Source organism: Acidisphaera rubrifaciens HS-AP3 (genome assembly GCF_000964365.1).
In the GTDB taxonomy this organism is placed as follows: Bacteria; Pseudomonadota; Alphaproteobacteria; order Acetobacterales; family Acetobacteraceae; genus Acidisphaera; species Acidisphaera rubrifaciens.
In genome coordinates this window covers 1-11,898 of the sequence record NZ_BANB01000458.1, presented here as the reverse complement: position 1 = coordinate 11,898, position 11,898 = coordinate 1, and the positions used below count along the sequence as shown (strand labels likewise).

The following is an 11,898-nucleotide window of genomic DNA, read 5'->3' as shown; positions in this document are numbered from 1 at the left end:
TGGGAGGCGGGCTGAGGCTCATGTCGCAAGCAACGACCGAGGAACGGAGCGCGGCCGGCCCGCGCGCGACGCCGACACCGACGCGGGGCCGGGCGGGCCGGCTGCTCGGGCGGGCGACGGGCGTCGCGATCACGCTCGCCACCGTCGCGGTGGCCGGCTTCCTCGGCTGGCGCATGTGGGGCGTCTACATGGCCGCGCCCTGGACGCGCGACGGGCGGGTGCGGGTCAACGTCGTCCGCATCGCGCCGGAGGTGTCGGGCCAGATCACCCTGCTGCCGATCGCCGACAACCAGTTCGTCCACAAGGGCGACCTGCTGATGCGCATCGACCAGCGCGACTATGCCGTGGCGCTGGCGACGGCCGCCGCGCGGATGGACCAGGCGCGCACCGACATGCAGAACAAGCAGGCCGAGGCCGAGCGCCGCGCCCGCCTGTCGGACCTGTCCACCTCCGTCGAGGAGCGCGAGAACTTCGCCGCCAGCGCGCTGGCCGCCAAGGCGGCGCTGGAAGCGGCGATGGCCGGGCTCGCGCAGGCCCGCGTGAACATGGAGCGGACGGAGCTGCGTTCGCCCGTCAACGGCTGGGTCACCAACCTGCTGACGCGGCGGGGCGACTATGCGGTGACCGGACAGCGCGCCGTCTCGGTGGTGGATTCCGACAGCTTCTGGGTGGACGGGTATTTCGAGGAGTCCGCGCTCGCCGACATCCATCCGGGCGACCCGGCGAAGGTGTGGCTGATGGGCTACCGCACCGTCCTGCATGGCCATGTGCAGAGCATCGCGCGCGGCATCGGCGTGACCAACGCGACGCCGGACGGCGTCGGCCTCGCCTCGGTCAACCCGATCTTCACCTGGGTCCGCCTCGCCCAGCGCGTGCCGGTGCGCATCCATCTCGACTCGGTGCCGGACGACGTGCGGCTGGTGCAGGGCCTCACGGCGTCGGTGGAGGTCGATCCGGTGCCGCCCGCCGAACGGCGCATCCCGCCCGCCATGGCGCCCGCGCCGGCGCCGGTCGGGCCGACGCCTTGATCCGGGCGCGGCGCAAACAGCAAGGAGGCAGACGATGACCGCCGCCATCCACGGCTATCACGCCCATATCTACTACGACGACGCGACACGCGAGACCGCCGCCCTCGTCCGCGCGGAGATCGAGGCGCGGTTCACGGTGCAGATGGGCCGCTGGCACGACCGCCCGGTCGGACCGCACGCGCGCGGCATGTATCAGGTCGCCTTCGCGCCCGACGTGTTCGCCGCGATCGTCCCCTGGCTGATGCTCAACCGGCGCGGCCTCGTGGTGTTCATCCACCCGGAGACGGGGCGGCCGCGCGACGACCACATGCTGCATGCCCTGTGGCTGGGCGCGGTGCTGCCGCTCGATGCCTCGGTGCTGCCGGAGACCGAGACGGCGCACGCCTGAGGGGGGCGCGCGCCTGCGGGCTACATCAGGAATACGCCCTTGCCCTCGGTCTGCGCGTCGAACAGGCGATAGGCCTCCTCGGCCTGATCGAGCGTCCACCGATGCGTGAACAGGTCGTCCACCGCGATGCCGCGCTCGGCGATGAAGCGGGCGCATTCGGCCTGCCCGACCGTCGAGAAGGTCCAGGAGCCGATCAGCGTTACCTGCCGGCGCATCAGATGCGCGCTGACATCGAGCGTGACCTCGCCGCCCTCGCCGACATAGCAGGCACGGCCCCACACCTTGACGCTGCGCACCGTGGCGACGCGCGCCGACGGGGCGGAGGACGTCTCCAGCGCGCAATCGGCCCAGCGTCCGTGCGTCAGCTCGCGGATCGCCTCCAGCGGGTCGTCCTGCGCCGGGTTGATCACCGCGGCGGCGCCGAAGGCGCGCGCGCGTTCCAGCCGCGTCGGGCTGATGTCGAGCGCGATCACCCGCGCGCCCATGGCGACGGCGAGTTGCGTCGCCGACAGGCCGACCGGTCCCTGGCCATAGATGGCGATCGTGTCCTGCCCGGTGAGGCCGAGCCGGACCAGCGCGCCCCACGCGGTGCCGGTGCCGCAGGAAATCGCCGCCCCGGCCGCGAAGGACAGCGCGTCGTCGAGCGGCACCAGCGTGCGCGCCGGCACCTTGAGATACGGCGCGTGGCCGCCATGGGCGGTGACGCCATAGACCTTGATCGGCGTCTCCTGGCACAGCTGCGACCACCCGGTGCGGCAATGCGCGCAGACGCCGCAGCCGGTGTAGTGGTGGACCATCACCCGCGCGCCGACCCGCGCCTCGGCCGCCGGCACGCCCGGACCCACGGCGGCGACGATGCCGCAGGGCTCGTGCCCGGCAATCACCGGCCCGTCCGTCGCCGGCAGGCCGAGCGCCGCGCTGCCGCCGGCCTGGGCGCGGTAGAATTTCAGGTCGCTGCCGCACATGCCGCTCGCCTTCATCTCCAGCACCACCTCGCCGGGGCCGGGGGTCGGGTCGGGCACGGTCACGGTGTCGAGCCTGCGGTCACCGCTGAACGTCACGCCGCGCATGGTGTCTGTCTCCTTCGCATGAGTTCCGCGTGGGGAAGCCGCTTGGGGGGACGCGCCTCAGCGGTCGCGCGGATACTGGCCGATCAGCGGCAGCCCGCTCAGCACGCCGGGCAGGGCGGCGGGCGGGGCCGCGCGGACATAGGCGGGCGACAGGGCGGCGGCCGAGGTGACGCCGAGCAGCGCCAGATCGACGGCGATCTCCGTCTCCAGGATGTCCAGCAGCCGCACCAGCGCGTCCGCGCCGCCCGCCGCCAGGGCGTAGCAATACAGCCGCCCGATCGCGACCGAATCGGCGCCGAGGGCGATCGCCTTGAGGATGTCGGTGCCGCGCAGGAAGCCGCCGTCCACGATCACCCGCGCCCGCCCGGCCGCCGCCGCCACCACTTCGGGCAGCATGTCCATGGTGCCGAGCGCGTGATCGAGCTGCCGCCCGCCATGGTTGGAGACCCAGATCACCTCCACGCCGAGATCACACGCCGTCGCCGCGTCCTCGGCCGTGGCGATGCCCTTGAGCATCAGCGGGATGGTGTGCCGATCCTTGAACCGCCGCACGTCGTCCCACGACAGGGCGGCCTGATACGTCATGCCGCTCGCGGTCAGGCGCCAGGGACGGATATGCCGCTTCGCGAGATCGCGCTCGCGCCGGCTATAGGCGGCGGAATCGACCGTCAGGCAGAACGCCTCGTAGCCGCAGTCGACGGCGCGCCGGACATGGTCGTCCACATACGCCGCGTCGCCGCGCGTATAGAGCTGGAAGATGCGGCGCCCGTCGCCGGCGGCCTCGGCCGACGCCTCCAGCCCCGGCGCGGTGACGGAGGAGACGGTGACGGGGATGCCGAATTGCGCGGCGGCGCGGGCGGCGTCGGCGGCGCCCCCCGGCGTGAATGCCTCCAGCGAGCCCACGGGCGCGAGCAGCACCGGCAGGCGCGACGGGCGGCCGAGCACGGCGGACTTTGTCTCGACATGCGAGACGTCGCGCAGCACGCGCGGGCGGAAGGCGAGGCTGTCGAGCGCGAGGCGGTTGCGCAGCACCGCGGTCTCGGTTTCCGCGCCGCCGGCGAGATAGTCCCACGCCTCGATCGGCAGGCGCGCGCGCGCCGCCTCGGCGAATTCGTGCAGGCATTCATAGGTGGAGTCGGCACGCGGCAGGTCCGCGTGCTGATGGCTGGCCATGACGTCCTCCCGCCGCTTTTGACGAAAGACCACCATGCGGCGCGCGCCGACGCCAGAGCGAACCGGCGCAGGGAAGCCCTGCGCCGGTTCATCAGGCAATCAGCGGGAGACGGGGAGGGCGGCCGGATCGCGTGGCGGCGGGCGCCGCGCGACCCGGGGGAGGGGCGCCGTCAGTCGGCGGCCTCGGCCTCGACCAGCGACAGGTCGGGGCGGCGCGACAGGCGGCGGTAGAGCGCCACGTAGTCCTCCGCCATGCGGCGGGCGGTGAACCGGCGCTCGAACTGCGCGCGCACCCCGGCGCGGTCGATGCTGTCGAGACGACCCAGCGCGGCCACGGCCTGATCCTCGTCATCGACGATGAAGCCGCTCACGCCGTCGTCCATCACCTCCGGCACCGAGCCGTGGCGGAAGGCGATGACCGGCGTGCCGCAGGCCATGGCCTCGATCATCACCAGGCCGAACGGCTCCGGCCAGCGGATCGGGAACAGCAGGGCGCGGGCATTGCCGAGGAAGGCGGGCTTCTGCGCGTCGTTGATCTCGCCGATGAACTCCACCTGCCCGGTCGCGAGCAGCGGCTTGATCTCGGCGTCGAAATACTCCTGGTCGACCTTGTCCACCTTGGCGGCGATCTTCAGCTTCATGCCGGCGCGGGCGGCGATGCGGATGGCGCGGTCCACGCCCTTCTCCGGCGAGACGCGGCCGAGGAAGGCAAGGTAGTCCTCGCCGGTGCGCGCGGCCGGCGGCGTCAGCAGCTGCGGCGGCAGGCCGTGCAGCACGGTGCCGACCCAGTTCTGCCGCGGCAGCGGCAGGCGCTGGCTGTCGCTGATGGAGACGAACGGGGCGTTCGGGAACGTCTCATAGACCGCCTTGAACTCCGGCAGGTCGAGACGGCCATGCAGCGTCGTCATGAACGGCACGCCGAGGCGGCTGAACAGCGACAGCGGGAAGTAGTCGACGTGGAAGTGCAGCACGTCGAACTGATGGGCGCGCTGGGCGACGTATTCCATCAGCACGGCATAGGCGGCGATCCAGTCGCGGATCGCGGGATCGAGACGGATCGCCTGCGGCCAGACCGGTTCCAGCTTCGCGGCGGTCATGCTGTCGCCGGAGGCGAACAGGGTGACCTCGTGCCCCATGGAGACCAGCTCCTCGGTCAGCCACGAAACGACCCGCTCGGTGCCGCCGTACAGCTTCGGCGGGACGGCCTCGAACAGCGGTGCAATCTGGGCGATACGCATAGGTGACGGCCCCTTTCCTGGAGGCGGATTTCTGCGGTCGTCGGGCGGTGCGCCGGGGTCCCGGTGGGCGTGCCGGGCGCGGGCCGTCCGTTCTGACTGTAGGTAACTAGTCCCCGAATATGGCGCTTCGGCGCGCAAATATGGCGAAAGCGGGGCTTTTGCGGTCGTGCCGGCGGGGATCGCGGGGGCGGCGGTGCGGGGTGTCGCGGGGTCGTCCGGTTTGGGGCGATGCGCATCCGTGGAACCGACCGCCTCGCGCTGGACCATCCGCAAACCCTCCCGGCCATGCCTGCGGCCAGGGGCACAACACCGCGCCCGGGTTTCTGTTCGCCGCCCGAATGGCCGTTCCGCCCTGCACGCGGGAATGTGATCGCATGCCGCGCGGCCGGCCCTGCACGGTGGCGCCCGGGCGCCCCCGCGTGGGGCGGCCATGCCGTATCCGCGTAATGACGGGCGCGCCGGGGCGCCCTAGGCTCGTTACCGCCTGGTAGAGGCCCGGAAGACAAAAAGGGGAACGTCCATGTCCATCGAGATCACCCCGCTGCACCCCCTGTTCGTCGGCGAGGTCGCGGGAGCGGACCTGCGCCGCGCGCTGACGGCGGAGGAGGTGCGGGACATCGAGGCCGGCATGGACCGGCATGCGGTGCTGGTGTTCCGCGACCAGATGATCGACGACGAGCAGCAGGTCGCCTTCACCGAAAACTTCGGCGCGATCGAGATCGCCGCCGGCAACCAGCTCAAGAGCCAGAACGAAAGCCGCCGCATCTCGGTCAAGCTCGCCGACATCTCCAATCTCGACGGGCAGAACCGCATGCTCGCCCGCGACGACAAGCGGCGGATGTTCAACCTCGGCAACCAGCTCTGGCATTCCGACAGCAGCTTCCGCGCCAAGCCCGCGAAATACTCCCTGCTGTCCGCCCGCGTCGTGCCCCCCGCCGGCGGCAACACCGAATTCGCCGACATGCGCGCCGCCTACGACGCGCTCGACGAGGCGACCAAGGCGGAGGTCGAGGATCTCGTCTGCGAGCACTCGCTGCTCTATTCGCGCGGCACGCTCGGCTTCACCGACTTCACCGACGACGAGCGGCAGATGTTCCGCCCCGTCCGCCAGCGTCTGGTGCGCACCCATCCGGTGACGGGGCGCAAGTCGCTGTTCCTGTCGTCGCATATCGGCCGCATCGTCGGCTGGCCGGTGCCGGAGGGCATGGCCTTCATCCGCGACCTGATCGAGCACGCGACGCAGCGGCAGTTCGTACATGCCCATGTCTGGCGCGTCGGCGATCTTGTCATGTGGGACAACCGGCAGACCATGCACCGCGCCCGCCGCTATGCGGAGACGACCCATGTGCGCGACATGCGGCGCACCACCGTCGCGGGCGAGGTCCACACGGCCGAGCAGGTGGCGGCATGAAGCGCTGGACGCGCCGCCCCGAGGGCTCGACCTGGGGCGACTGGGGCGAGGACGACCAGCTCGGCCGCGCCAACCTGCTGACGCGCGAGGCGGTGCTGCGCGGCGTCGCCGAGGTGCGGGAGGGGCGGACCTTCTGCCTGTCGCTGCCGCTCGACTATCCGGGCGGATCGCTGTTGAACCCGCGCCGCACGCCGCCCGAGCTGCGTCCCACGCAGCGCAACGGCCGGCCGAACATGAACTATCCGCTGCGCTGCGACGATCCGACCGCGCTCGATATCGTCTGCGACGATCAGGTGCTGCTGACGCTGCAGTATTCGACGCAATGGGACAGCCTTGCGCATGTCGGGCAGATGTTCGACGTGGATGGCGACGGCCGCCCGGAGGACGTCTATTACAACGGCTTCCGCGCCAATTCCGACATCGTCGGCCCGGTCGCCTATCGCGACGACGGCTTCATGACCCCACTCGGCGCGCACAAGGGCGCGCAGCGTCTGGGGGTCGAGAACATGGCGGCGGCCTGCATGCAGGGGCGCGGCGTGATGATCGACCTGCTCGCCCATTACGGCCGCAGCGGCAAGCTCATCGACTACGACGACATCCGGCGCGTGATCGACGCCGACGGCATCGTGATCGAGCCGGGCGACTTCGTGCTGTTCCGCACCGGCTTCGCGCAGGCGCTGCTGGAGATGAACCGCGAGCCGGACGTCAAGACGCTGTTCGCCACCACCTGCGCGCTCGACGGACGCGACGTGCGGCTGCACCAATGGGTGACCGACTGCGGCGCGGTCGCGCTGATCGCCGACAATTACGGCGTGGAATCGGTGCCGCCGCGCCCGTGCATGGATGATTTCTGCGCCATGCTGCCGCTGCACGCGCACTGCCTGTTCCGGCTCGGCTGCTACCTCGGCGAGTTGTGGTATCTCACGGACCTGGCCGACTGGCTGCGCGCCAACAACCGCACGCGCTTCATGCTGACCGCGCCGCCGCTGCGCCTGCCGGGCGCGGTGGGCTCGCCCGCGACGCCGGTCGCGACCGTCTAGAGCGTTTTCACGCTGACCGTCTGTAGCCTGCTGCGGCGAGGTAATTGGCGCACTCGACGGCCGAGAACCGGCCGAGGCAGGTTCCGATGGTGCGCCAAAGCGTCTCGCGCTGGCGTGGCTCGGCACTGCGCACGATCTGTTTGAGCTTGGCGAAGACCTGCTCGATCGGGTTGAGGTCCGGGCTGTAGGGCGGCAGGAACAGCAGGCTCGCGCCGCGCGCCTCGATGGCCTCACGCACGCCTGCGACCTTGTGGCTGCCGAGGTTGTCGGCGACCACGACGTCGCCCGGTGCCAGCGTTGGCGCCAGGAACTGCTCGACATAGGCGCGGAAGGTCTGGCCGTTGATCGCGCCGTCGAGCACGAGCGGCGCGACGATCCGATCGTTGCGCAGACCCGCGAGGAAGGTGCTCGTTTTCCAGTGACCATGCGGCACGGACGCCACCAGGCGCTGGCCTCGTGCGGCGCGCCCGCGTAGCCGCGTCATGTTCGTCTTGGTCCAGGTCTCGTCCAGGAAGACCAGCTGCTCCGGCTTCAGGTGCTGCTGCAGGCCGCGCCACTCTTGGCGCGCTCGCGCAATGTCGGCGCGGGCCTGCTCGGCAGCGTGGAGCGTCTTTTTTTGAGCGTCAGCCCGAGCCGGGCCAGGGTGTTCCACATCAGGCCCAGGCTGGCCGCCGCCCCGTGCGTCTGATGCAGCCACACCCGCAGCTCGTTAAGGGTCAGATCGGGTTTTGCACGCACCTGCGCCTCGATCGCATCATGCAGTCCGGCAAGCTGGCGCGGCACATGACACCGCTGCGGCCGCGCCCCCGTTTCCCCAGCCTGCTCACGCCGCTGCCGAGCTTTGACCACATACGAGACGCTCACCCCAAAGCGGGCCGCAACCTCACGGCATGTGCCCTCCGCCGACAGCACCCGCTGCCGGAGATCGTCCGAATACGCCTGCCCATTCCGCCATGCCATTGCGGCCTCCGGTCAACGCCGGACACCTACGAATCACAGATGCAGGGCGCGCCGGAACCCCCAATCGCGATCCAGGTCAGCTTGAAACCGCTCTAGCGGCCGGGCCCGCGCGCCGGTCCGGCGATCAGCCGAGGAGGCCGCGCAAGGTCGCGGCCAGTTCGGCATAGGTGAACGGCTTGGGCAGCACCTGCGTGTCCGGCAGCCCGGCGGCGCGCACCGTCTCGCCGCCATAGCCGGTCGTCAGCAACACCTTCAGCCCAGGGCGGCGGCGGCGCGCCTCGACCGCGAGGTCGTGGCCGTTCTGCCCGCCGGGCAGCACGATGTCGGTGAACAGCAGCGCGATGTCCGGCACCTGATCGAGGATGTCGAGCGCCGCCGCCGCGCCCGCCGTTTCCAGCACGTGATAGCCAAGCTCGCGCAGGCTGTCGGTGGCGAAGGCGCGCACGTCGATGTCGTCCTCCACCACCAGCACCGTCGCCATGTGCGTGGCGGGCGGCGCATAGGCGGCCGGATCGGCCTCGGCCACCCCGCCGCCGCCCGATGCCGCGCGCGGCAGGAACAGGGTGACGGCGGTACCCTCGCCGAGCTGGCTCTCGATGCGGACCTGGCCCTCGAACTGGTGGACGAAGTTGAACACCTGGCTCAGGCCGAGGCCGGTGCCCTGGCCCGGATCCTTGGTGGTGAAGAACGGGTCGCAGGCCTGGCGCATCGTCGCCGCGTCCATGCCCGTGCCCGTGTCGCGCACCGTGATCGCGAGATAGTCGCCAGCCGCCGGCAGTTCGAGCGCCGCCGCGCCCGCCGCGTCGAGGCTGCGATTGGCCGTCTCGATCCGCAGGCAGCCGCCGCCCGGCATCGCGTCGCGGGCATTGACCGCGAGATTGAGCAGCGCGCTTTCGAGCTGGTTCGGGTCGGCATGCGCGAGCCACAGGTCGGGCGCCAGATCGGTCTCGATCGCCACCGCCTCGCCGAGCGTGCGTCGCAGCAGGTCGAGCATGCCGGCGATCAGCGTGTTGGTCGCGACCGTCTGCGGGTCGAGCGCGCGCTGGCGCGAGAAGGCGAGCAGCCGCTGCGTCAGCGCCGCCGCGCGCGTCGCCCCCTGCATCGCCGCCCCGACCGCGCGGCGCATGCGGGCGATGTCGGCGGCCGACGGGACGCCCGCCGACAGGCGCCGGTCGAGCATGTCGAGGCTGCCGAGGATGACCGTCAGCAGGTTGTTGAAGTCGTGCGCGACGCCGCCGGTGAGCTGCCCCACGGCCTGCATCTTCTGCGCCTGCCGCAGCGCCGCTTCCGTCTTGGCGCGCTCGGCCGCCTCCTGCACCAGCCGGTCGGCGGTGGCGCGCAATTCCTCGGTCCGCTCGCGCACCAGCATCTCAAGATCGGTGCGGCTGCGCGCCAGCTCGTGGCGGGCGCGCACGGCGTCGTCGATGTCGGTGCAGGTGCCGAGCCAGCGCAGGACCCGCTGCGTCTCCGGATCGCGCAACGGCACGCCGCGGCCGAGGAACCAGCGCCACGTGCCGTCCGCCGCGCGCAGCCGGTATTCGATTTCGTAAAGACCGCCGGTGCTGACGGCGGTGGCCCAGGCATCGATCGTGCGCGGCAGGTCGTCCGGGTGGATGGCGTCATGCCAGCGGTCGCCGTCCGACTCCCCCGGCCGTGTGCCGGTGAACTCGTACCAGCGGCGGTTGTAGTAATCGACCGCCCCGTCGGGCGGGGCGGAGAAGACCAGCTGCGGCAGTGCCTCGGTGATCAGGCGGAACCGCGCCTCGTTGTCGCTCAGCGCGGTGATCTCGGTATGGGTGCCGAACCAGCCGGAAATCAGCCCGCGCGCGTCGCGCAGCGGCGCCGCGCGGCACAGGAAGGGCCGCATGACGCCGTCGCGCCCGCGCAGCCGCACGATGAGGTCGAGCGGCTGCCCGCTCGCGCGGGACGCGGCCCAGGCGGCGAGGGCCTCGTCGCGGATCTTCGGGTCGAGCACGTCGAACCAGCGCCCGGCCTTCAGCTCGTCGAGGTCGAAGCCGGTGTAATCGACCCAGCGCTGGTTGCGCCACGTCACCGTGCCGTCCGGGTCGGCCGTCCACACGAGATGCGGCAGCGTCTCGGCGATGTCGCGCTGCATCTGCGCGTCGCGCACGCGCCGCGCCTCGTCGCCCGCGCGCTGGTCGGTCACGTCAAGCTGCGAGGCGAAGAAATGCGTCACCTGTCCGGCGGCGTCCTGCACCGGCGTGATGAACAGCGCGCACCAGAACGGCGTGCCGTCCGCGCGGTAGTTGAGGATGTCGACATTGACCGGACAGGCGCCGGCGATCGCGTCGCGCAGCCGGGCCACCGTCGCGGGATCCGTGTCCGGCCCCTGCAACAGCCGCAGGTTGTGACCAATCACCGCGTCGCGGGCGTACCCCGTCAGCGCGACGAAGGCGTCGTTGACGAAGATCGCCGGATTGTCGGGCCGGCGCGGATCGGTGACGACCATCGGCACGGCCCCGGCATGGACCGCTTCGCGGAACACGTAATCGAGGTCGGCAGTACGCAGGGGCAGACGATCCAAGCGGATTTCCTAGGGCGGCGGCGTGACGGGCGGCGAAAGCGACCCCGGCGTCAGGGCGGCGGCGACGTGGCGGGCGGCGCGCTCGCCGCTGTGCCACGCGCCTGCGACGGTGCCGGCGAAACCGACATGGCAGGCCTCTCCGGCGAACACAAGGCGACCGTCGGCGAGCGGCGCCGCCAGCACGCGCCGCGCATCCGCGGCACCCGGCCGGGCGTTTGAATAGACCCCGCCTATCAACGGGTCACGGTCCCAGCCGGTCACGATGACTTCATCCGTAAATAACGCGGCGGCCCTACTTCCCAGCATGTGTTTGATTTCAGCAAGCGCAAAATCCTGCGCGGCCCGTGCACCGGCGCGGGCGAGCGTCCACGCGGTGTCGCCGCCGACCCATGCGATGGCGTGATCGCGGCCATAGGGCCAGACGTTGAAGATCGCGAACGCCTCTCCGCGCGTGGCGATTTGCCGGTCGAGCGTGGTGAAAGGCGGCAGGCCGAGCCGGTCCGGCCCCGCCGCCCGCAGCGCGACCTTGAGCGCGAGGCCGAGCGGCAGGTCGGACGCCGCCTGCAGCACGTGGGCGGGCAGGGCGGGGGTGAAGCGGATCGCCTCGCGCGCCAGCACGGCGGTGGAGACGGTGACGATGGCCGCGCAACCCTCGATTGGACCCATCGGCGTGGTCACCGTCACGCCATGGCCGGACCAGGCGATCGCGGTCGCGGGCGTGCCCAGCCGGATATCCCCCGCGCCGGGCCCGAGGCGGCGGGCGACGAAGTCGCCGAGCCCGCCGGGGAACGTCAGGTTGCGTCCCTCCAGCGCGTTGGCGTGCCAGTCGCGCAGGCTGATCCCGCGCGCCTCGGCCGCGCAGATCACCGGCCCCTCCCACGCCTCGATCATCGGCAGCCACGCGACCGTCTCGCCATCGGCTGTCGCGCCATCGGGCCTCGCCGCCGCCTCCAGCGCGTCGGCGACCGCGGCCATGCTGGTATCAGGCCCGGGGGCGGCGGCGAGGCGCGCGCCGGCTGCGTCATAGGCCGCCCAGGCGTGTTCC

Annotated in this window: 10 protein-coding genes; 4 read left to right on the top strand and 6 right to left on the bottom strand. The window is 71.5% G+C overall.

Translation table 11 applies throughout. The features are described 5' to 3' along the window. Positions 1–20 precede the first annotated feature (20 nt). Together B8460_RS12935 and B8460_RS12930 are read left to right on the top strand one after the other, a co-directional pair. Positions 21–1,028, top strand: a complete 1,008-nt coding sequence (locus B8460_RS12935; RefSeq protein WP_084623618.1) for an efflux RND transporter periplasmic adaptor subunit — start codon at positions 21–23, stop codon at positions 1,026–1,028. A gap of 34 nt (positions 1,029–1,062) precedes the next feature. Beyond that, complete coding sequence (locus B8460_RS12930; protein ID WP_048862017.1) at positions 1,063–1,416, top strand: DOPA 4,5-dioxygenase family protein; 354 nt, start codon at positions 1,063–1,065, stop codon at positions 1,414–1,416. Positions 1,417–1,436: 20 nt separating this feature from the next. Here the strand turns inward: B8460_RS12930 and B8460_RS12925 are convergent, their stop codons facing one another. The 3 genes from B8460_RS12925 to B8460_RS12915 form a co-directional block, all read right to left on the bottom strand. Further along, entirely contained in the window at positions 1,437–2,486 is a 1,050-nt protein-coding gene (locus tag B8460_RS12925) for a zinc-dependent alcohol dehydrogenase family protein (protein ID WP_048862016.1), read from the bottom strand. 57 nt (positions 2,487–2,543) lie between these two features. Further along, complete coding sequence (locus B8460_RS12920) at positions 2,544–3,659, bottom strand: alpha-hydroxy acid oxidase (protein ID WP_048862015.1); 1,116 nt, start codon at positions 3,657–3,659, stop codon at positions 2,544–2,546. 170 nt (positions 3,660–3,829) lie between these two features. Then, positions 3,830–4,897, bottom strand: coding sequence for a glycosyltransferase family 4 protein (locus B8460_RS12915; protein ID WP_048862014.1), 1,068 nt, complete (start codon positions 4,895–4,897; stop codon positions 3,830–3,832). A 520-nt stretch (positions 4,898–5,417) separates the two neighbouring features. On the opposite strand from B8460_RS12915, the gene B8460_RS12910 reads away from it, so the two are divergent. Continuing rightward, positions 5,418–6,308, top strand: coding sequence for a TauD/TfdA dioxygenase family protein (locus B8460_RS12910; RefSeq protein ID WP_048862013.1), 891 nt, complete (start codon positions 5,418–5,420; stop codon positions 6,306–6,308). Next, positions 6,305–7,348, top strand: coding sequence for a cyclase family protein (locus B8460_RS12905; RefSeq protein ID WP_048862012.1), 1,044 nt, complete (start codon positions 6,305–6,307; stop codon positions 7,346–7,348). The genes B8460_RS12910 and B8460_RS12905 overlap by 4 nt, the downstream gene beginning before the upstream one ends. A gap of 7 nt (positions 7,349–7,355) precedes the next feature. On the opposite strand, the gene B8460_RS23775 is transcribed toward B8460_RS12905, so the two are convergent. The 3 genes from B8460_RS23775 to B8460_RS12890 all read right to left on the bottom strand — a co-directional run. Further along, positions 7,356–8,308 (bottom strand): IS630 family transposase gene (locus tag B8460_RS23775; protein ID WP_373855861.1). Its coding sequence is split into 2 segments (ribosomal slippage): positions 7,356–7,964 and positions 7,967–8,308, totalling 951 coding nucleotides; the frame shifts between segments, so codons are not numbered across the junction. 124 nt (positions 8,309–8,432) lie between these two features. After that, a complete protein-coding gene (locus B8460_RS12895) occupies positions 8,433–10,853 on the bottom strand; it encodes a hybrid sensor histidine kinase/response regulator (protein ID WP_052945238.1) in 2,421 nt (806 codons plus the stop codon). Positions 10,854–10,862: 9 nt separating this feature from the next. Further along, on the bottom strand, positions 10,863–11,898 hold a 1,036-nt coding region (locus B8460_RS12890; protein ID WP_048862009.1), incomplete at its 5' end, for a flavin monoamine oxidase family protein.